Below are 20,335 nucleotides of genomic sequence, written 5' to 3' on the forward strand. Positions count from 1 at the left end.
TCTGTTGATCTTTGGGGAGGTTGTGTGCTGGTTCTGGTGGCGGTCCATGCGCTGGCAGCCGTGGTCGCCCCGGCGCTGGTGCGTAGATGGGGCCCCCGGGCGCTGTACCTCGTGGCGTTGCCCCCGGCGGCGACGTTCGGCTGGGCGCTGGCCCACACCAACCAGGTCCGGGGCGGCGACCCGGTGGTCGAGACCGTCCCCTGGGTGCCGCAGGTCGGGCTGGAGATCGCCCTGCGGATGGGCACCCTCGCCTGGCTGATGGTGGTGCTCGTCGGCGGCGTCGGCGCGCTGGTGCTGGCCTACAGCGCCCGGTACTTCACCGCCGGAGATCCCGGCCTGGGCCGGTTCGCCGCCGTCTTCGTCGCGTTCGCCGGGGCCATGCTGGGGCTGGTCGTCTCCGACGACCTGGTGCTCCTCTACGTCTTCTGGGAGCTGACCACCGTCTTCTCGTACCTGCTGATCGGGTACGACCCGGCCAAGCGGTCCAGCCGCCGCGCGGCGATGCAGGCCCTGCTGGTGACCACCCTCGGCGGCCTGGCGATGCTCGCCGGGTTCATCATGCTCGGGCAGCACGCGGGCACCTACCGGTGGTCCGAGGTCGCCCAGGACCTGCCCGGCGGCACGTACCTGGCCGTCGCCCTGGTGCTCATCCTGCTCGGCGCGCTGAGCAAGTCGGCGATCTTCCCGTTCAGCTTCTGGCTGCCCGGCGCGATGGCCGCGCCCACCCCGGTCAGCGCGTACCTGCACGCCGCCGCCATGGTCAAGGCCGGTGTCTTCCTGGTCGCCCTGATGGGGCCGGCGGTCGTCGGCGTCACGTCGTGGCGGGTGACCCTGCTCGCCGGTGGTCTGATCACCATGTTCCTCGGCGCCTGGTCGGCGCTGCGTCAGGTCGACCTCAAACTGCTGCTGGCCTACGGCACGGTCAGCCAACTCGGCCTGCTCATGGTGGTCCTCGGCGCCGGCACCCGGGACACCGCGCTGGCCGGCGTGGCGATGGTGCTGGCCCACGCGCTGTTCAAGGCCACCCTCTTCCTCGTGGTCGGGGTCATCGACCACCAGACCGGCACCCGCGACGTGCGGGAGCTCAGCGGGCTCGGACGCCGATCGCCCGCCCTGGCGGTCACGGCGACGCTCGCCGCCGCCTCGATGGCCGGGCTCCCGCCGATGGCCGGGTTCGTCGCCAAGGAGGCCGCCTTCGAGGGCTTCCTGCACGGCAACGCCGGTGACCGGCTGGTCCTGGCCGGCCTGATCCTCGGGTCGGCGCTGACCGTCGCGTACACGCTGCGCTTCCTCTGGGGCGCCTTCGCCACCAAGCCGGGGGTGCAGCCCACCGAGTCGGGCCGCCCCGGGTGGGCGTTCCTGGCCGCCCCGGCCCTGCTCGCCGTCGGCAGCCTGGGCGTCGGCGCGTTCGCCCCCGCCATCGACCGGCTGCTCGCCCCGTACGCCGACCAGTACCCGAGCGTCGAGACGCCGTACCATCTGGCGCTCTGGCACGGGCCCACGCTCGCCCTCGGCCTGTCGGTGCTCGCCGTGGCCACCGGCGTCGGGATCTTCTTCCTGCTGCACCGGCACCGGCTGCACCCGGCGCTGCGGCTGCCGTTCGACGGCGCCTCGGTCTACCACAAGGTGATCGGTGGGGTGGACCGGCTGGCGGTGGAGCTGACCGGTGCCACCCAGCGTGGTTCGCTGCCGTTCTACCTCGGCGTGATCCTGGTCGTGCTGGTCGTCCTGCCCGGCGGCGTGCTGCTGGCCGGCAGCCCGTGGCCGCGGAACTTCCAGCTCTGGGACACCCCGTTGCAGGCGGTCGCCGCCGCCGTGATCATCGTCGCGGCGGTCTCCGCCGCCCGCGCGCTGCGCCGGATGACCGCGATGATCCTGGTCGGCGTCTCCGGGTACGGCATCGCGCTGATGTTCATCCTGCACGGCGCCCCCGACCTCGCGCTGACGCAGTTCCTGGTGGAGACCGTCACGATCGCGATGTTCGTGCTGGTGCTGCGCCGGCTGCCGGCGAAGTTCTCGGAACGCCCGATCCGCTCCAGCCGGCGCGGCCGGATCGCGATCGGCGTGGCGGTCGGCGCGGTGACCGCCGGGATGGCGTACGTCGCGGCCGGCGGCCGGCTGGCGACCCCCATCTCCGTCGCCTTCCCCGAGGAGTCGGTGTCGTACGGCGGCGGCAAGAACGTGGTCAACGTGACCCTGGTGGACATCCGCGCCTGGGACACCATGGGCGAGATCGCCGTGCTGGTGGTGGCCGCCACCGGCGTGGCCAGCCTGATCTTCCGGCGCACCCGGGACCTCGGCCAGCGCAGCGCCATCCCGCACCAGGCGGGGGAGCAGCCCGCCGCCGGTCCACGCTGGCTGAAGATGGGCACCGGCCCGGAGGCCCGCCGGCAGTCGGTCATCCTCCAGGTGGTCACCCGGGTGCTGTTCCACGCGATCGTGCTCTTCTCGGTGTACCTGCTCTTCTCCGGGCACAACGCCCCGGGCGGCGGGTTCGCCGCCGGGCTGGTCGCCGGCCTCGCGCTGGCCGTGCGGTACCTGGCCGGCGGGCGTACCGAGCTGAACGCCGCCGCGCCGGTGGACGCCGGCGCGGTGCTGGGCGCCGGGTTGTTCGTCGCGGTCGGCACGGGCCTGACGGCCATGCTGCTCGGCGGCGAGTTCCTGCAGAGCGCCCTGCTGGACTTCTACGTACCGGTACTGGGCAAGGTCCACTTCGTGACGTCGGCGTTCTTCGACATCGGTGTCTACCTGATCGTGGTCGGGCTGGTGCTGGACATCCTGCGCAGCCTCGGCGCCGAGATGGACCGTCAGTCCGAGGCCGAGCAGGACGACGTGCGGACGAAGGAGCTGGTGTGACCCCGAACCTGACCTACGTCCTGGTGGTCGGCGTGCTCTTCGCCGCCGGCGTCACCCTGCTGCTGGAACGCAGCCTGACCCGGGTGCTGATGGGCGTCATCCTGCTCGGCAACGGCGCCAACCTGCTGCTGCTCACCGGTGGCAAGGCCGGCGGGGCGCCGATCGTCGGCACCACCCCGGAAGGGGAGATGAGCGACCCGCTGCCCCAGGCGATGGTGCTCACCGCCATCGTGATCACCCTCGGCATGACCGCGTTCCTGCTGGCCCTGGCGTACCGGAGCTGGCACCTGGTCGGGCACGACGAGGTGCAGGACGACGTGGAGGACCGCCGCATCATGGAACTGGCCGACCGCGACGAGGGCCCCGGCACCGCCGACATCGGCGAGGGTGACGGCGACGACCTCGACGGCGACCCGACCGACGGCCCCGACCGGCCCGCCGGCGCCGGCCGCCCGGCCGAGGACGCGGGGAGGTCCCGGTGACGTTCCTGGTACCCCTGCCGGTGGTCATGCCGCTGCTCGGCGCGGCGCTGGCCCTCCTGCTCGCCGGCCGGCCCCGCCTGCAACGGCTGGTCAGCCTCACCGTGCTCACCGCCACCGTGGCGGTGGCCGCCCTGCTGCTGTTCTACGCGACGGTCGACGGCCCGCAGGTGGTGGCGGTCGGCGGCTGGGCCGCGCCGCTGGGCATCGTGCTGGTCGCCGACCAGCTCGCCGCGCTCATGCTGGTGGTCTCCGCCGCGGTGACGCTCTGCGTGCTGGTGTACTCCATCGGGCAGGGTATGGCCGACGGCGACGAGGAGACGCCGATGTCGGTCTACCACCCGACGTACCTGGTGCTGACCGCCGGCGTCTGCAACGCGTTCCTCTCCGGTGACCTGTTCAACCTCTACGTCGGCTTCGAGATCCTGCTGGTCGCCAGCTACGTGCTGCTGACCCTGGGCAGCACCGAGACCCGGATCCGGGCGGGTACCACGTACGTGGTGGTGAGCCTGCTCTCCTCGCTGATCTTCCTGATCGCGATCGGCCTGGTCTACGCCTCGACCGGCACGCTGAACCTCGCCCAGCTCGTGGACCGGCTCGACGCACTGCCGGACAACCTGCGTCTGCTGCTGCAGGGCATGCTGCTGCTCGCCTTCGGCATCAAGGCGGCGGTCTTCCCGCTGTCGGCCTGGCTGCCGGACAGCTACCCGACCGCGCCGGCCCCGGTCACCGCCGTCTTCGCCGGCCTGCTGACCAAGGTCGGCGTGTACGCGATCATCCGGACCGAGACGCTGCTCTTCCCCGGTGGGCGCACCGCCACCCTGCTGCTGGTCGTGGCCGGGTTGACCATGATCGTCGGCATCCTCGGCGCGGTCGCCCAGTCCGACATCAAACGACTGTTGTCGTTCACCCTGATCAGCCACATCGGGTACATGCTGTTCGGGGTGGGGCTCACCACCCAGCTCGGGCTCTCCGCCGCGATCTTCTACGTGGTGCACCACATCACCATCCAGACCACCCTGTTCCTCGCCGCCGGTCTGGTGGAACGCCGGGGCGGCAGCACCGCCCTGGACCGGCTGGGCGGCCTGGCCCGGCTCTCCCCGCTGCTCGGCGTGCTGTTCTTCATCCCCGCGCTCAACCTGGCCGGCATCCCACCGTTCTCCGGGTTCCTGGGCAAGCTCGGCCTGGTGCAGGCCGGGGTGGACGACGGCGGGCCGCTGGCCTGGACGCTGGTCGCCGGTGGTCTGCTGACCAGCCTGCTCACCCTCTACGCCACCGCGCGGGTGTGGAACCTGGCCTTCTGGCGGGCGCCGCACCCGGACATGCCCGGCCCGCAGGACACGCACACCACCCGCTCGGCCGGCGCCCTCGAGCCGTACGAGGAGCCGGACAAGGGGTACTCGGGGGCGATGCTGCCCCGGCTGATGGTCGCGCCGACCATCGCGCTGGTGGTGCTCGGGCTGGCGCTGACCGTGGTGGCCGGTCCGCTCTTCGAGATCAGCACCGACGCCGCCGACGACCTGATGCGGCGGGCACCGTACGTGGAAGCCGTCTACCCGGGTGGTACGCCGTGAGCGCCGAGTCGACCGTGACGCAGGAGACGATCGAGCAGCCGAACCCGCCGCTGACCCCGCGCGACCGGCGGCGCAACAAGGTCACCGCGGTGATCGGCCTGATCGTCGTCTGGGTGCTGCTCTGGGGCACCCTGAGCTGGGCCAACATCCTCAGCGGCCTGGTCGTGGCGCTGATCGTGCTGGCGGTCTTCCCGCTGCCGCCGGTGAAGTTCTCCGGCCGGGTCCGGCTGCTGCCGTCGCTGCGGTTCGTGCTGCGGTTCTTCTACGACCTGGTGGTGGCCAGCGCGGAGATCGCCTGGTTGGCGCTGCGCTTCGGGCACACCCCGCGCAGCGCGATCATCGCCGTGCCGCTGCGGGTCACCTCGGACCTCAACCTCACCCTGACCGCCGAGGCGCTGTCGCTGGTCCCCGGCAGCCTCATCCTGGAGGTGGACCGGAGCACCGGCACCCTCTACGTGCACGTGATCAACGTGCGGAGCCGGGAGGAGGTGGAGCGGTTCCGCCGCAGCGTGCTGGAGCTGGAGGCGCGGATCGTGAACGCCATCGGCTCACCGGAGGAGCGCCGCCGGCTGGCCGAGCCCGCCCCGCACACCCCGTCCACCGCCGCCGACGTGGAAGGAGCCGCGAGATGACCGTGGTCGCCGTGATCGTCACCGCCCTGCTCGCCGTGGCCGGCGGGCTCACCATGGTCCGGCTGATGCGCGGGCCGTCCACCCTCGACCGCGCGGTCGCCACCGACGTGCTGCTGGCGGTCATGGTCGCCGGCATCGCCACCGAGGCCGCGTACAGCCGGGACACGACCGCCCTGCCGGTGCTGGTGGTCCTCGCCATCCTCGGGTTCATCGGCTCGGTCAGCGTGGCCCGGTTCGCCGCGCGGAAGAGCAACAGCCGATGAGCGTGGACACCGTGCTGGACATCGTCGCCGCCGGCTGCCTCATCGCCGGCGCGCTGCTCTGCCTCGCCGCCGGGGTCGCCCTCGTGCGCTTCCCCGACCTGCTCTCGCGGATGCACGCCTCGGCCAAGCCGCAGGTCCTCGGCCTGCTGCTGGTGCTGGTCGGTTGCGGCCTGCGGCTGCGGACCGGGGTGGACATCACCACGCTGGTCCTGGTCGGGCTCTTCCAGCTCGCCACCGCCCCGGTGGCGGCGCACATGGTCGGCCGGGCCGCGTACCCGGACGAGCAGATCCGCACCGACCTGCTGCTCACCGACGAACTCGCCGCCCACATCGACCGGATCACCCAGGACCGTCAGCGCGGCGCCGCGCCGAGCTGACCCGCCCACCGGTCCCTGCACCCACCCACCCACCCGGACCGTCGCCCGCCGGCTGCGCGCGGCGACGGTTCGTTCTGCCCCGAATTGCCCGGTGAGGAATTACCTACTTATCCTGTAGGGATTGCGCAGAATTGGGGCTGCGGGTTAGATTCGATTCCCAGCCGCCGATGCGCCAGGCGAGGAGGATCATGAGCATCGACCAGGTCGAGACCGGTGCGTTCGCCCGGGAGTGGGCGCAGTGGCACCGCCGGCACGAGACCGCCCTCGCCGACCCGCACGGGTTCCTCGCCGTCACCGGGCTCTACTGGCTGTCCGCGACGCCCCGGCGCTTCCCGGACGCCCCCGGGCAGTGGCGGACCGGCCCGCAGGGGGTGGTGGTGACCCTCGCGGAGGGGGAGGTGCTGCTCGTCGACGGGGTGCCGGTCGAGCGGGCGCACACCTTCGGCGTGCTGGCCGAGCGCACCGAGGTCACCGCCGCCTTCGGTGACGCCGTGGTCGAGGTGGCCCGGCGGGGCGGGCGGGACATCCTGCGCCCCCGCCATCCCGACAACCCGCTGCGGGTCGACTACCGGGGCACCCCGGCGTTCGAGCCGGATCCGCGCTGGGTGCGCACGGGCCGGTACGTCGCCTTCCCCGAGCCCCGCCCGACCACCGTGGGCGCCGCCGTGGCGGGGCTCAGCCACGTCTACGACGCCCCCGGCCGGATCGAGTTCACCGTGGACGGCACGCCGCTGACGCTGACCGCCTTCAACGGCCGGACGCCGGGCAGCCTCACCGTGTTGTTCACCGACGCCACCTCCGGCGTCACCACGTACGCCGCGAACCGGTCCCTCCAGGTCGACCCTCCGGACCCCGACGGCGGGGTGGTGCTGGACTTCAACCGGGCGGTGAACCTGCCCTGCGCGTACACCGACCACGCCACCTGTCCGCTGCCCCCGGCGGAGAACCGGCTCCCGGTCGCCGTGACGGCCGGCGAACGGATCCCGTACGAGCGCGGCTGAGCGCCGACTCTTCCCTCACCCGCCGCGCCGGCGGGGTCACCGCCACCGGGAGGACCGTGATGACCTTGTCCCTCGACCCGCACTCCGCCACACCCGTCGACGCCGACGCCGACTCGCTGCGCACCCTGCTGCGGCACCAGGCCAGCACCGTCACGGTGGTGACCGCCCCCGGCACGCCCCCGGTCGGCTTCACCGCCACCTCGTTCACGTCGGTGTCGCTCGATCCGCCGCTGGTGTCGTTCTGCCTCGACCTCGGCTCGTCGAGCTGGCCGACCGTGGCCGGCTCCCGGCACGTGGCGGTGCACCTGCTCTCCCACCGCCAGCAGGCTCTCGCCAGCCGCTTCGCCACCAGCGGCGTCGACCGCTTCGCCGGGACCCGCTGGCAGCCGGGGCCGCAGGACGTGCCCATCCTCGACGACACCCTGGCCTGGCTGCTCTGCCGGGTGGTGGAGCGGGTCGTCGCCGGGGACCACGCGATCGTGCTGGCCGAGCCGGAGCTGGTTCGGCACGCCGGCTCCGGCTCGCCCCTGCTGTATCATCGGGGTCGGTACGCCGGGCTCGGCCCGACGGCCGCACCCCGGCCTGCCCGGCCGTAGCCTGACCGTTCGGCGACCCCGACCGCCCGGCTCGCCCATGTTCCACCACCGGCTCCGCGCCGGTGTGCTGTGCCCCGAAACGCCGCTCGCCCGCTGTCCCGGCCCGGCTGTGCCCTGCCGTCCGGCGCACCTCACGCGCCCACCCCGCACATCCGCACCGCCCCGCACCTCGGCTCCGCCCGGCACGTTTCGCTCCACCCTGGCACGTCCACTCCGGCACCACCACCTTGGTCCGTCCGCGTCACCCCGGCACGTCTGCTCCCGTCCCGTACGTCCGCCCGGAACGCGCCGTAGCCCGGCACCGTCGCCCGGCGCGGGCCGCACCGCCCCGCACCGGTGTGGTTCCCGCCTGCGCTCCGGACCCGTACGTCGTCACCGGTGGGGCTCAGCGTCGAGCAGCCCACCGTCGCCTCCTCCGGCCCGCCGTACACCGCCCGGTACCCGGTGCGGTCCCTGGCGGCCATCACCCCTGCCCGACAGGAGCATCCACGCATGCCCGCTGATCGCCCGCGTCGACTCGCCGTCGCCGCGCTCGTACCCCTGCTCGTCCTCACCGCCGCCTGCTCGACCGGCTCGGCCGCCCCCACCGACGCCGGCCAGCCCCGCAGCGGCGGCTCGCTCACCTGGGCGGTGGAGACCGAGCCGATCACCCTCAATCCGCACCAGTACGCGCAGGCCAAGGCGCGCCTGCTGGTGTGGAACAGCTTCGAGTCGCTGCTCACCTACGACCGTGAGGGAAGGGTCGTGCCCTGGCTGGCCACCGGCTACCAGGTCTCGCCCGACGGGCTGACGTACACCATCGGGCTGCGCGACGGGATCCGGTTCACCGACGGGGAGACCTTCGACGCCGCCACCGTCAAGGCCAATCTGGACAAGCTCCGCGAGCCGGAGTACAACCCGGCCGTCTCCGCCGTGCAACTGCGTAACCTCAAGACCGTCGAGGTGGTCGACCCGCGCACGGTCCGGCTCGTGCTCAGCACCCCGGACGTGCTGATCCTCGACTTCCTCGCCTCCCCGCAGGGCGCCCAGGTGTCGCCGAAGTCGCTGCGGGAGGCCAAGAACCTCAAGGCCGGCGGGGTGGACGTGGCCGGCACCGGGCCGTTCGTGCTGGAGGCCTACGTCCCCGGGCAGGAGCTGCGGTACCGGCGCAACCCCGACTACGCCACGCCGCCGCCGCACGCCACGCACACCGGGCCGGCCCACCTGGAGTCCATCACGTACCGGTTCCTGAAGGAGTCCGCGGTCCGCGTCGGCGCGCTCACCTCCGGGCAGGTGCAGCTCATCGAGGGGGTGCCCGCCACCGACCAGCCCCTGATCACCGGGAACCCCGCGCTGCGGCTGACCCGCGAGGTCAACTCCGGCTCGTCGTACGGCTACTACCTCAACACCTCCCGGCCGCCCTTCGACGACATCCGGGTCCGCCAGGCGTTCCAGGAGGCGGTCGACGTCGAGGCCGTGCTCAAGGCGGTCTACCAGGGCACCGCCACCCGGGCGTGGAGCGTCGTCAACCCCTCCAGCAGGCTGTACGACAAGCGCCTGGAGGGCGGCTACAGCGGGGACGTCGCGCGGGCCAACCGGCTGCTCGACGAGGCCGGCTGGACCGCGCGGGACGCCGAGGGCTTCCGGACCAAGGCCGGCAAGCGGCTCACCGTCCGGCTGCTCCAGGCCGCGCCGTACCTGCGGGACCGCCGCGACGTGCTGGCCCAGGCGGTGCAGGCGGCGGTGAAGCAGAGCGCCGGCATCGACCTCGACGTCGCCCAGGTCGACCTGGGCAGTTGGAACCAGGCGTTCGCCGACAACGAGTACGAGGTCTTCGACAACTCCCGCGCCGACACCGACGCCGGGCTGTCGCTGAACCTGCTGCTGCACACCGAGGGCACGGTGAACCGGACCAAAATCAACGACGCGCGCCTCGACGACCTCCTCGAAGCCGGCCAGGCCGCCGGCGACCCGGCCCGGCGGGCCACGATCTACGCCGACATCCAGCAGCGGACCGTACGGGAGCTGGCCCTGGTCCTGCCGCTGTACGCCCCGGCCGACCAGATCGCCGCCAGCGTCGCCGTCGGGGGTGTGACGTTCGAACCCACGGCCGGCGTGCCGGCCAGCGCGTACGACCTGTGGCTCGGGAAGTGACGTGAGCGGCGCGACCCTGCGCCCGGTGCTCCGCCGGGTGGCGGCCGGCCTGCTGGTGCTCTGGATCGCCGCCACGGCGGCGTACCTGGCCCTGCTGGCCGCCCCCGGCGACATCGTGGACAGCATCGTCGGCGAGGGCCCGGACACCCCGGAGATCCGCGCCGAGATCATGCGGGAGTGGGGGCTGGACCGGCCCGCCCTGGTGCAGTACCTCGACTACCTGTGGCGGCTCGCCGGCGGCGACCTCGGCCGGTCGTACCTGTTGCAGCGGCCGGTCGCCGAGGTCATCGGCGAGCAGGTCGGCCCCACCTTCACGCTGGCCGCTGCCGCCGCCGCGCTGGGGGTGCTGCTCGCCCTGCTCGCCGCGCTGACCACCGCCGGACCGCGCCGCCCCTGGCTGCGCCGGGGCGTCTCCACGGTGGAGCTGGTGCTGGTCTCCACCCCGGCGTTCCTGATCGGCATCGTGCTGCTCAGCGTGCTGTCGTTCCGGTTCGGACTGTTCCCGGTCTCCAGCGACCAGGGACTGGCCGCCCTGGTGCTGCCGGCGGTCACCCTGGCCCTGCCGATCGCCGGCCTGCTCGCCCAGGTGCTGCGCGACAGCCTGGACCGGGCCCTGGAGGAGCCGTTCGTGCTCACCGCCCGGGCCCGGGGGGTGGCCGAACGGGTGGTCCTGCTGCGGCACGTGCTCCGGCACGCCCTGCTGCCGGTGGTCACCCTGGCCGGCTGGCAGTTCAGCCTGCTCATCGGCTCGACCATCATCGTCGAGCAGGTCTTCGGCCGGCCCGGCCTCGGCCAGGTCGTGCTGAACGCGGTGACCGCCGGGGACATGCCGGTGGTGCTGGCCGTGGTGACCCTCTCCGCTGCCGTCTACGTGGCCGTCAACACCCTCGCCGACCTGGCGTACCTGCTCGTCGACCCGCGCCTGAGAAGGAGCTGACGATGACCGTCACCCTGCCCGAGTCGCCCGGCCTGCTCGCCCCGGCGCTGACCACCACCACACCGGCGCGGCCGACCCGTCGGCGCGGCGTCCGGCCCGGTCTCGTCGTCGCCGGGGCGTACCTGGCCCTGGTGCTGCTCGCGGCGGCCTGGCCGGGGCTGCTCGCGCCGGGCGACCCGCTCGCCGCCGACCCGCTGCGGGTGCTCGCCCCACCCGACGCGACACACTGGTTCGGCACCGACCACCTCGGCCGGGACGTGTGGACCCGGGTGGTGCACGGCGCCCGCCACTCGCTGGCCATCGGCGCCGTCGCGACCGGCATCGCGGTCACCGCCGGGGTGCTGGTCGGGCTGCTCGCCGGCCTGGCCCACCGGCTCGCCGACGAGGCGCTCAGCCGCAGCTTCGACGCGCTGTCGGCGTTCCCGATGCTGTTGCTGGCCCTGCTGTTCATCGCGATCGTCGGCCCCGGCACGGCCAGCCTGACCATCGCCATCGGCATCGCCCTGCTGCCGCACCTGGCCCGGGTGGTCCGCGCCCAGACCCTGGTGGTGCGCCGGGCCGGGTACGTCGAGCAGGCCGTCGCCTTCGGCCTGTCCCGGCCCCGCCTGGTGCTGCGGCACGTGCTGCCCAACGTCGTCGGCCCGATCCCGGTGCTCGCCGTGATCGGGCTGGGCGACGCGATCCTCGCCGCCTCCGGGCTCAGCTTCCTCGGCATGGGCCCGCAACCGCCGTCCCCCGAGTGGGGCGCGATGCTCTCCGAGGGGCGCAACTACCTGCGGGTGGCCTGGTGGGGCACCATCCTGCCGGGCGTCGCGGTCACCCTGACGGTGATCTCGCTGACCGTCCTCGGTCGCCGGTTGCAGCGCCGCTTCGACGGACGGGAGGGCTGATGGCCGGCCCGTTGGTCGACGTGGCGGACCTGCGCGTCGACTTCGTCGCCCCGGGTGGGCGGACGGTGGCGGCGGTGCGCGGGGTCGACCTCACCGTCGAGGCCGGGGAGTGCGTGGCGATCGTGGGGGAGTCCGGGTCGGGCAAGAGCGTCACCGCCCGGACCCTGGTCGGGCTCGCCGGCCCGACCGCCACGGTCCGCGCCGCCCGCCTCGAACTGGCCGGCGCCGACGTGCGCGGGCACCGGCCCCGGGACTGGCGGCGGGTCCGTGGCCGGGTCGCCGGCCTGGTCCTCCAGGACGCCCTGGTCTCGCTGGACCCGCTGCGCACGGTCGGCGCGGAGATCGACGAGGTGCTGCGCACCCACGACATCGTCAGCCGGCGGGAGCGGCCCGCCCGGGTCACCCGGCTGCTCACCGAGGTGCACGTGCCGGAGCCGGAACTCCGGGCCCGGCAGTACCCGCACCAGCTCTCCGGCGGGCTGCGCCAGCGGGCGCTGATCGCCTCGGCCATCGCCGGCGAGCCGCCGCTGCTGATCGCCGACGAGCCGACCACCGCGCTCGACGTGACCGTGCAGGCGCAGGTGCTGCGGCTGCTCGCCGAACGCCGGGCGGCCGGCGCGGCGCTGCTGCTGATCAGCCACGACCTGGCGGTGGTCGCCCGACTCGCCGACCGGGTGCTGGTGATGCGCGCCGGGGAGGTGGTCGAGCAGGGCCCGCCCCGGCAGTTGCTCAACGCGCCCCGGCACCCGTACACCCGGCAGTTGCTCGACGCGGTGCCGTCGGCCACCTCCCGGGGGCGCCGGCTCGCCACCCCGGCCCGGCTCAGCGTGGAGTGCACGGTGCCGGCGCTGCGCCGGGTCGCCCTGCCGACCCGGACCGCCGCTGCCGGCGACCCGGTGATCGAGGCGGAGGGCCTGGTCAAACGGTACGGCTCCCGGGAGGTGGTGCGGGGCGTGTCGCTCACCGTCGGCCGGGGGGAGACCGTCGGGCTGGTGGGCGAGTCCGGCTCCGGCAAGACCACCGTCGCGCAACTGCTCTTCGGTCTCCTGCCCGCCGACGCCGGCACGGTCCGGTTCGCCGGGCAGCCCTGGTCCGGCGTACCGGAGCGCCGCCGCCGGCCGCTGCGGCGCCGGCTGCAACTGATCTCCCAGGACCCGCTCGGCTCCTTCGACCCGCGGTACCGGGTGGAACGCATCGTCGCCGAGAACCTGGACCGGCCGGCGGGCCGGGCGCAGCGCCGCGACCGGGTGGCGGAACTGCTGGACCGGGTCGGCCTCGGCCCGGACGTGCTGGACCGCCACCCCCGCCAGCTCTCCGGGGGGCAGCGGCAGCGGGTGGCGATCGCCCGCGCCATCGCCTGCCGACCGTCCCTGATCATCTGCGACGAGCCGGTCTCCGCCCTCGACGTCTCGGTCCAGGCCCAGGTCCTCGACCTGCTCGCCGACATCCAGGCCGCCGACGGCACCGCCCTGCTGTTCATCTCCCACGACCTCGGCGTGGTCCACCACCTCAGCGACCGGGTGCTGGTCATGCACGACGGCGCGGTGGTGGAGCAGGGCCCGGTCGGTGACGTCTTCACCCATCCCTGCCACGACTACACCAGGAGCCTGCTCGCCGCGCTGCCCACGCTCGCCGTCGTCGGCTGACCGCCAGGAGGAGAACCATGTCCCGACCGCACCCGCTGCTCGCCGTGGCCCTCGACGGCCTCGGCTGGCACCCCGCCGCGTGGCGGCTCTCGACCGCCCCCGCCGACGCCCCGTTCACCCCCGGCTACTGGGTCGGGCTGGTCACCGAGGCCGAACGGGGCACCCTGGACCTGGTCACCGTCGAGGACTCCCTCGCGCCGCAGTCGACCCGCCCCGACGGCCCGGACGGGCGTACCGACCAGGTCCGGGGGCGGCTCGACGCGGTACTGGTCGCCGCCCGGGTCGCCCCGCTGACCCGGCACATCGGGCTGGTCCCGGTCGCCGGGACCACACACAGCGAACCGTTCCACGTCTCCACCGCGATCGCCACCCTCGACCACGTCAGCCAGGGGCGGGCCGGCTGGCAGCCCCGGGTCTCCTTCCGGCGCAGCGAGGCCCGGCTCTTCGGCCGGCGGGAGGTGCCCGAGCTGCGGCCCGACCAACTCGACACCCCGGCCGGTGCCGCCCTCCTCGCCGACCTGTTCGCCGAGGCGGCCGACGTGGTCGAGGTGGTCCGGCGGCTCTGGGACAGCTGGCAGGACGACGCGGTGATCCGGGACGTCGCCACCGGCCGGTTCATCGACCGGGACCGGCTGCACTACGTCGACTTCGCCGGTCGCTGGTTCGACGTCAAGGGACCGTCCATCGTGCCCCGGCCCCCGCAGGGGCAGCCGGTCGTCGCCGCGCTGGCGCACGACACGGTGCCGTACGCCTTCGCCGCCGGCAGCGCCGACCTGGTCTTCGTCACCCCCGCCGACGCCGGGCACGCCGCCGTCGTCGTCGCCGAGGTCCGCGCCGCCGAGCGGGCCGCCGGCCGGACCGGCCCGCCGCTGCGGATCCTCGCCGACCTGGTCGTCGTCCTCGGTGACACCCCGTCGGCCGCCCGGCACCGCCGGGACCGGCTCGACACCCTCGACGGCGCCCCGCTCACCAGCGACGCGGCGGTCGTCACCGGCACCCCCGGACAGCTCGCCGACCTGATCGCCGAGTGGCACCGGGCCGGGGTGGACGGCGTCCGGCTGCGCCCCGCCGTCCTGCCCGACGACCTGACCACCATCACCCGGGCGGTGGTGCCGGCGCTGCGGGACCGGGGGCTGTACCACGACCGCTACCCCGGCGGCACCCTGCGCGACCTGCTCGGCCTGCCCCGACCGGTCAACCGGTACGTCCCGGTGTCCGCCTGACGTGGAGGAGACGACCGTGCCCAAGCAGATCATCCTCGCCGCCCACTTCCCCGGCGTGAACAACCAGACCGTCTGGAGCGACCCGGCCGCCGGCAGCCAGATCGACTTCGCCTCCTTCACGCACCTGGCGCGGACCGCCGAGCGGGGGACGTTCGACTTCTTCTTCCTCGCCGAGGGGCTGCGGCTGCGCGAGCAGCGCGGCCGGATCCACGACCTGGACGTGGTGGGCCGGCCGGACACCCTCACCGTGCTGGCCGCCCTGGCGTCGGTCACCACCCACCTGGGGCTGGCCGGCACCCTCAACGCCACCTTCCGGGAGCCGTACGAGCTGGCCCGGCAGCTGGCCACCCTGGACCACCTCAGCGGCGGCCGGTCGGCGTGGAACGTGGTCACCTCCTCCGACGCGTTCACCGGGGAGAACTTCCGCCGGGGCGGGTACCTCGACCACGCGCTGCGGTACGAGCGGGCCGGCGAGTTCGTCCGGACCGCCCGCGAGCTGTGGGACTCCTGGGCGTCGGACGCGGTGTCCGGCGACCGTGCCACCGGGCGGTACCTGGCCGAGGCGGATCCGGGCGGGTTCACCCACGCCGGCGAGCAGTTCGACATCAGCGGGCACTTCACCGTGCCGCGCAGCCCGCAGGGCCACCCGGTGGTCATCCAGGCCGGCGACTCGCCGGACGGGCGGGACTTCGCCGCCGCCCACGCCGACCTGATCTTCTCCCGGCACGGCACGCTGGAGGCCGGGCAGGCGTTCCACGCCGACGTCCGGGCCCGGGTGGTCCGCAACGGACGCGCGCCCGACGCGGTGAAGATCCTGCCCGGGGCCACCGTCGTGCTCGGCGACACCGACGCCGAGGCGCAGGAACGCGCCCACCACATCCGCCGCCAGCAGGTCAGCCCGCAGACCGCGATCCTGCTGCTGGAGCAGCTCTGGAACCGGGACCTGTCCGGGTACGACCCGGAGGGGCCGCTGCCGGCGCAGGATCCGGACGTCTCCGCCGACACCATCAGCCAGGGACGGACCCGGTTCTCCCGCGACCCGGTCGCCACCGCCCGGCAGTGGCGGGCCCTGGCGCAGGAGAAGGGCCTGGGCATCCGTGACCTGGTCATCGAGGTCACCGGGCGGCAGTCGTTCATCGGCACCCCCGCCAGCGTCGCCGAGCAGATGAACCACGCCGTCCAGTCCGACGCCGCCGACGGCTTCATCCTGGTGCCGCACCTGACTCCCGGCGGGCTGGACGAGTTCGTCGACCGGGTGGTCCCGCTGTTGCGCGAGCGCGGCGTGTTCCGCACCGGGTACACCGGGACCACCCTGCGCGAGCACCTCGGCCTGGCGGTGCCCGCGCCGGCCGGGAGGGGGCCGGTGCCGGCGTGAGGTTCCTGCTGATCACCCTGATCACCCACCTGCCGGATCCGGTGACCGGTCACCGGCCGACCACCACCGACCGGTTCCGCGAGGTGGTCGACAACGCGGTGCTCGCCGAGGAGCTCGGCTACGACGGGTACGGCGTGGGCGAGCGGCACGAGTACCCCTTCGTCTCCTCCTCGCCGCCGGTGGTGCTCAGCCACATCGCCGCGCGGACCCGGACCATCCGCCTCTTCACCGCGGTCACCACGCTCAGCCTGCTCGACCCGGTCCGCGCCTACGAGGACTACGCCACGCTGGACCACCTCTCCGGCGGCCGGCTCGAACTGATCATCGGCAAGGGCAACGGGGCAGCCCAGGCCGAACTCTTCCACGTCACCGCCGCCGACCAGTGGGACCGCAACCGGGAGGGCTACGAGCTGTTCCGCCGGCTCTGGCGGGAGGAGAAGGTCACCTGGTCCGGCCGGTTCCGCCCGCCGCTGCACGAGGCCCGGGTGTGGCCCCGCCCGTTGCAGCGGCCGGTCCGGGTCTGGCACGGCAGCGCCACCAGCCGGGAGTCCGTGGAACTGGCCGCCCGCTGGGGCGACCCGCTCTTCTCCGCCAACGTGACCAACCCGATCGAGCCGTACGCCGAGCTGGTCCGCCACTACCGGGACCGCTGGGCGCACCACGGGCACGACCCCGCCGACGCCCTGGTCGGCGCCGGCACCGCCGGCTTCCACACCGCGCCCACCTCGCAGGAGGCGGTCGAGCGTTACCGGCCGATCTTCGACGCCCGGCTCGCCGCGTTCCGCCGGGCCGGGGTGGACCCGGTCTTCGCGACCCTGGAGGACGCCGTCGAGCGCAGCTCGATGCTGGTCGGCAGCCCTCAGCAGATCGTCGAGAAGGTACTGCGCCAGCACGAGCGGCTCGGCCACGAGGTGATCCACCTCAACGCCGACCGGGACGGGCTGACCGACGACCAGCACCGGCGCAGCCTGGAGCTGTTCCAGGCCGAGGTCGCCCCGGTGCTGCGCCGCGAGATCCCCAGCCGCCCGCTGCACCGCGCCGGGACGCCGCTGTCCGCCCCTGCCTGACCCGAACGGGAGGAAACCCATGTCACCGACGCCGCTGTCCGTGCTCGACCTGTCGCCGGTCCCCACCGGGGGCGGGGTCGCCGACGCCCTGCGCCACACCATCGACCTGGCCCGCCGGGCCGAACAGGTCGGGTACCACCGGTACTGGCTCGCCGAGCACCATCTCGCCCGGGGGGTGGCCAGCTCCGCCCCGGCCGTGCTGATCGGCCAGGTGGCGGCGGCCACCGGCCACATCCGGGTCGGGTCGGCGGCGGTGCAGCTCGGCCACCGTACGGCGCTGTCCGTGGTGGAGGAGTTCGGCACCCTCGCCGCCCTCTACCCGGGCCGCGTCGACCTGGGACTGGGCCGCTCCGGCCAACGCCGGGACCTGACCGCGCCGGAACCGCCCGCCGAGTCACCGGCCCCGGCGCCGTACCGGGTGGTCGACGGGCTGCTGATCCCGCCGCCGTTCTCCTTCGCCAAGCTGCTCGCCTCGCCCCGGTTCGCGTTGCACAACGCGCTGCTGCACCCGCCCGGCGCCGAGTCACCCGACTTCCCCCGGCAGGTCGCCGACATCCTGGCCCTGCTGCGCGGCGACTACACCGACGCCACCGGCCTGGACGCGCACGCCGTGCCGGGGGAGGGCGCGGAGCTGACCGTCTGGCTGCTCGGCAGCAGCGGCGGGGAGAGCGCCCACCTGGCCGGCGCGCTGGGCCTGCCGTTCGCGGCCAACTACCACGTCGCGCCCGCCGCCGTGCTGGACGCGGTGCGGGCGTACCGGGCGGCGTTCCGCCCCTCGGCGTGGCTGGCCGAGCCGTACGTGGTGGTCTCCGCCGACGTCGTGGTGGCCCCGGACGACGACGCCGCCCGCCGGCTGGCCGCCCCGTACGGACTCTGGGTGCGCAGCATCCGCAGCGGCGACGGGGCGATCCCGTACCCCACCCCGGAGGAGGCCGCCGCGCAGCCCTGGACCGAGGAGGACCGGCTCATGGTGGCCGACCGGGTGGACACCCAGTTCTTCGGCGCCCCGGAGGTGGTGGCCGAGCGGCTGCGGACCCTGCGCGACGCCACCGGGGCCGACGAGCTGCTGATCACCACCATCACCCACGACCACCGGGACCGGGTCGCCTCGTACGAGCTGCTCGCCAAGGAGTGGGCGCAGGGCGGCTGACCCGGGACGCGCCGCCGCCACCCCGCGCCCCGGGTCGGGCCCGGCCCCGCGTCAGGCGCGCAGCAGGGTCACCAGTCCGGCGGCCACCAGCACCCCGGCCCAGAGCCGGTCCACGTTGAACCAGGCCCGGCGCAGCACCCCCACCCCGAGCACCTCGTAGACCAGCACGGCGACGAGCAGCGCGGTACCGAACATGGCGACGGTGTGCACCCCGGCCGCCGCCAGGCCGGGCAGCGCCCCCACCGCGGCGTCGCCGACCGGTCCGCCCGCCGACTGACCTGCCGGGTGCCCGGCGTGCCCGCCGGTGCCGCCCACCGGGTCGGTGAGCAGCACCGGCAGCAGCATCAGCCCGGCGCCGTGCGCCGAGGACATCAGGAACGACCAGCCGGCGAGCTGCGCCGCCGACAGCCGCATCCCGGCCCAGCGGAAGTGGCGTGTGGCGAGCAGCCGCCACAGGCCGAACCCGACCAGCAGCAGCCCGCCGACGACCGTCACCACCGTGCTCGTGGTGACCGACCGGGTGGCGCTGACCAGCGCGGCGACCACCGCGACGGAGGCCAGGTGGCCCAGGGCGACCGGGGGCAGCGAGCCCAGCAGCGCCGCCCGGCTGCGCTCCTGCAACCCCCGGGCCACCGCGAAGAGCCACCCCATCGCGGGGTTGAGGCCGTGGAACGCGCCGAGGGCGACCAGCGTCGCCCACGCCGCCCCGGTCACGGGAAGCAGTACGAGTCGGAGGAGGCGTCCCCGCCCTGCAACCGGGTCTGGTGCACGCGCAGCCCCCGGAACTCCTCCCCGCGCGGGAAGAACCGCAGGTCCGCAACGAGCCCGCCGTCGTCGGTGGGGACGTCGAACTTGGCCAGCCAGGCCCCCACCCCGTCCGGGTAGAACTGGTCGTCCCAGGAGCCGTAGAGGGAGTTCGAGACGTACACCCGCCGGCCGTCCCGGCTCACCTCGACCATCTGCGGGCCACCGGCCAGCGGCTCGTCCGGCGCGGCCGGGTGGGCGGTGCGCGCGACGATGCCGCCCAGGCGCACCGACCCGGTGAGCACCGGGTGGAACGGGTCGCTGACGTCGTACTGGCGCAGCTCGCCGGTGCCCCAGCAGGAGACGTAGAGGAACCGGTCGTCCACCGACAGGTCGATGTCGGTGACCAGCGGCGGTACCGCCCCGAAGGGCGTGAGCAGGTCCGGCAGGTCGGCCGGGTCGGCCGGCTCGGCGGGGATGTCGATGACCCGGGTGACCGCCCAGCCGTCCCCGCCGGCCTCCCGGTGCCACAGCCAGACCGAGGCGGACAGGTCCTCGACGTTGACCACCACCCCGACGAAGCCGTACGTCCGGGTCGGGTCGTGCGCGGGGCGCAGTTCCAGCGGCATCTGGTACTGGTCGCCGAGGTCGACCCGCTGCACGTGCCGCCGGGTCGCCAGGTCCCAGAAGTGGATCGCGTGGCCGTACCGCCGGCCGAGCAGCAGGTCGCCGACGATGCCGTCCTCGATCATCGACGGGGTGCCCCACTCGCTGGTGACCAGCACGTCGTGGTTGAGGTGCCACCAGAAGTCGTACGCCAGGTGCTGTGGCCCCCGGTCGGCCTCCCACCGGCCGCGCACGTCGAAGGTGGTGTGGTCGAGCACCGCGATGCCGCCGGGGCCGTCCCGCCCGTCGGCGCCGCCGAGCGCGGAGAGGTAGATCCCGTCCGGTCCGCAGTGGACGGTGTGCGGCCGGGAGTAGCCGGCCCGGCCGGCCAGCTCCGCCGCCTCGATCACCTTGGTCAGCCGGGGCCGGCGCGGGTCGGGCTGGGTGTCGAGGACGTGCACCCGGGACGAGCGCAGGCCGGGCACGATCAGGTAGCGCCGCTCCACGTGCGGGTGCGGGGCGGTCGGGCAGAGCGCGCTGCTGCACGCGTTCCAGCCGAAGTGGTGCAGCTCGTCGCCGGTGTGCGGCAGGTCGGTCCAGCCGACCACCCGGCCGTAGTCGGGGGAGTCGGGGTCGGTGTCGAGCACCACGATCGCGTCGGGCCGCCGCGCCGAGCGGTCGAACGCCGCCACGTACGCCAGTTTCTCCGGCGGCGCGGTCGCGGCCTGGCCGGGGGAGGGGTAGAAGGTGGGGTCGGGGGTCCAGCGGGTCATCGAAGCCTCCGTT

At 74.2% G+C, this 20,335-nt stretch carries 18 protein-coding genes; 16 read left to right on the top strand and 2 right to left on the bottom strand.

What is annotated here, in order from left to right; translation table 11 throughout:
* The first annotated feature begins 24 nt into the window (after positions 1-24).
* From ACQUFX_RS07140 to ACQUFX_RS07215, 16 genes are all read left to right on the top strand, one after another.
* Positions 25-2,856 (top strand): Na+/H+ antiporter subunit A, encoded by a 2,832-nt coding sequence (locus tag ACQUFX_RS07140; RefSeq protein WP_428965240.1) that lies wholly within the window; start codon positions 25-27, stop codon positions 2,854-2,856.
* Entirely contained in the window at positions 2,853-3,338 is a 486-nt protein-coding gene (locus ACQUFX_RS07145; RefSeq protein WP_428965241.1) for a Na(+)/H(+) antiporter subunit C, read from the top strand. Before ACQUFX_RS07140 ends, ACQUFX_RS07145 begins: the two co-directional genes overlap by 4 nt.
* Positions 3,335-4,909, top strand: a complete 1,575-nt coding sequence (locus ACQUFX_RS07150) for a Na+/H+ antiporter subunit D (protein WP_067364814.1) — start codon at positions 3,335-3,337, stop codon at positions 4,907-4,909. The genes ACQUFX_RS07145 and ACQUFX_RS07150 overlap by 4 nt, the downstream gene beginning before the upstream one ends.
* Positions 4,906-5,541 (top strand): Na+/H+ antiporter subunit E, encoded by a 636-nt coding sequence (locus tag ACQUFX_RS07155; protein WP_428965242.1) that lies wholly within the window; start codon positions 4,906-4,908, stop codon positions 5,539-5,541. The genes ACQUFX_RS07150 and ACQUFX_RS07155 overlap by 4 nt, the downstream gene beginning before the upstream one ends.
* A complete protein-coding gene (locus ACQUFX_RS07160; RefSeq protein WP_428965243.1) occupies positions 5,538-5,804 on the top strand; it encodes a monovalent cation/H+ antiporter complex subunit F in 267 nt (88 codons plus the stop codon). The genes ACQUFX_RS07155 and ACQUFX_RS07160 overlap by 4 nt, the downstream gene beginning before the upstream one ends.
* Positions 5,801-6,181, top strand: a complete 381-nt coding sequence (gene mnhG / locus ACQUFX_RS07165; RefSeq protein WP_428965244.1) for a monovalent cation/H(+) antiporter subunit G — start codon at positions 5,801-5,803, stop codon at positions 6,179-6,181. The genes ACQUFX_RS07160 and mnhG overlap by 4 nt, the downstream gene beginning before the upstream one ends.
* Before the next feature lie 188 nt (positions 6,182-6,369).
* On the top strand, positions 6,370-7,182 hold the full coding sequence (locus tag ACQUFX_RS07170) for a DUF1684 domain-containing protein (RefSeq protein WP_428965245.1): 813 nt from the start codon (positions 6,370-6,372) through the stop codon (positions 7,180-7,182).
* Positions 7,183-7,241: 59 nt separating this feature from the next.
* A complete protein-coding gene (locus ACQUFX_RS07175; RefSeq protein WP_428965246.1) occupies positions 7,242-7,778 on the top strand; it encodes a flavin reductase family protein in 537 nt (178 codons plus the stop codon).
* Between the two features lie 492 nt (positions 7,779-8,270).
* Positions 8,271-9,911, top strand: a complete 1,641-nt coding sequence (locus tag ACQUFX_RS07180; protein WP_428965247.1) for an ABC transporter substrate-binding protein — start codon at positions 8,271-8,273, stop codon at positions 9,909-9,911.
* A gap of 1 nt (position 9,912) precedes the next feature.
* Positions 9,913-10,848, top strand: coding sequence for an ABC transporter permease (locus tag ACQUFX_RS07185; protein WP_428965248.1), 936 nt, complete (start codon positions 9,913-9,915; stop codon positions 10,846-10,848).
* 2 nt (positions 10,849-10,850) lie between these two features.
* Complete coding sequence (locus ACQUFX_RS07190) at positions 10,851-11,738, top strand: ABC transporter permease (protein WP_428965249.1); 888 nt, start codon at positions 10,851-10,853, stop codon at positions 11,736-11,738.
* The gene (locus ACQUFX_RS07195) at positions 11,738-13,384 is read left to right on the top strand and encodes a dipeptide ABC transporter ATP-binding protein (RefSeq protein ID WP_428965250.1); all 1,647 of its coding nucleotides are present in this window, start codon (positions 11,738-11,740) and stop codon (positions 13,382-13,384) included. The genes ACQUFX_RS07190 and ACQUFX_RS07195 overlap by 1 nt, the downstream gene beginning before the upstream one ends.
* 17 nt (positions 13,385-13,401) lie before the next feature.
* Positions 13,402-14,607, top strand: a complete 1,206-nt coding sequence (locus ACQUFX_RS07200; protein ID WP_428965251.1) for an LLM class flavin-dependent oxidoreductase — start codon at positions 13,402-13,404, stop codon at positions 14,605-14,607.
* A 16-nt stretch (positions 14,608-14,623) separates the two neighbouring features.
* Complete coding sequence (locus tag ACQUFX_RS07205; protein ID WP_428965252.1) at positions 14,624-15,982, top strand: NtaA/DmoA family FMN-dependent monooxygenase; 1,359 nt, start codon at positions 14,624-14,626, stop codon at positions 15,980-15,982.
* On the top strand, positions 15,979-17,049 hold the full coding sequence (locus ACQUFX_RS07210; RefSeq protein ID WP_428965253.1) for an LLM class flavin-dependent oxidoreductase: 1,071 nt from the start codon (positions 15,979-15,981) through the stop codon (positions 17,047-17,049). The genes ACQUFX_RS07205 and ACQUFX_RS07210 overlap by 4 nt, the downstream gene beginning before the upstream one ends.
* Before the next feature lie 19 nt (positions 17,050-17,068).
* A complete protein-coding gene (locus tag ACQUFX_RS07215) occupies positions 17,069-18,199 on the top strand; it encodes an LLM class flavin-dependent oxidoreductase (protein ID WP_428965254.1) in 1,131 nt (376 codons plus the stop codon).
* 51 nt (positions 18,200-18,250) lie between these two features.
* Here the strand turns inward: ACQUFX_RS07215 and ACQUFX_RS07220 are convergent, their stop codons facing one another.
* On the bottom strand, positions 18,251-18,913 hold the full coding sequence (locus tag ACQUFX_RS07220; RefSeq protein WP_428965255.1) for a hypothetical protein: 663 nt from the start codon (positions 18,911-18,913) through the stop codon (positions 18,251-18,253).
* Positions 18,910-20,322 carry a selenium-binding family protein gene (locus ACQUFX_RS07225; protein WP_428965256.1) on the bottom strand — a complete coding sequence of 471 codons (1,413 nt, stop codon included), beginning with the start codon at positions 20,320-20,322 and terminating at the stop codon, positions 18,910-18,912. Before ACQUFX_RS07225 ends, ACQUFX_RS07220 begins: the two co-directional genes overlap by 4 nt.
* Positions 20,323-20,335: the final 13 nt, after the last annotated feature.

This window comes from Micromonospora fluostatini (assembly GCF_050410825.1).
GTDB classification, from domain to species: Bacteria; Actinomycetota; Actinomycetes; order Mycobacteriales; family Micromonosporaceae; genus Micromonospora; species Micromonospora rosaria.

Excerpts from the sequence above, each read along its gene's own strand:
- ACQUFX_RS07160 (WP_428965243.1), top strand. The coding sequence starts at position 5,538 with ATGACCGTGGTCGCCGTGATCGTCACCGCCCTGCTCGCCGTGGCCGGC.
- ACQUFX_RS07195 (WP_428965250.1), top strand. The coding sequence starts at position 11,738 with ATGGCCGGCCCGTTGGTCGACGTGGCGGACCTGCGCGTCGACTTCGTC.
- mnhG (WP_428965244.1), top strand. The coding sequence starts at position 5,801 with ATGAGCGTGGACACCGTGCTGGACATCGTCGCCGCCGGCTGCCTCATC.
- ACQUFX_RS07225 (WP_428965256.1), bottom strand. The coding sequence starts at position 20,322 with ATGACCCGCTGGACCCCCGACCCCACCTTCTACCCCTCCCCCGGCCAG.
- ACQUFX_RS07200 (WP_428965251.1), top strand. The coding sequence starts at position 13,402 with ATGTCCCGACCGCACCCGCTGCTCGCCGTGGCCCTCGACGGCCTCGGC.
- ACQUFX_RS07175 (WP_428965246.1), top strand. The coding sequence starts at position 7,242 with ATGACCTTGTCCCTCGACCCGCACTCCGCCACACCCGTCGACGCCGAC.
- ACQUFX_RS07170 (WP_428965245.1), top strand. The coding sequence starts at position 6,370 with ATGAGCATCGACCAGGTCGAGACCGGTGCGTTCGCCCGGGAGTGGGCG.
- ACQUFX_RS07190 (WP_428965249.1), top strand. The coding sequence starts at position 10,851 with ATGACCGTCACCCTGCCCGAGTCGCCCGGCCTGCTCGCCCCGGCGCTG.
- ACQUFX_RS07215 (WP_428965254.1), top strand. The coding sequence starts at position 17,069 with ATGTCACCGACGCCGCTGTCCGTGCTCGACCTGTCGCCGGTCCCCACC.
- ACQUFX_RS07180 (WP_428965247.1), top strand. The coding sequence starts at position 8,271 with ATGCCCGCTGATCGCCCGCGTCGACTCGCCGTCGCCGCGCTCGTACCC.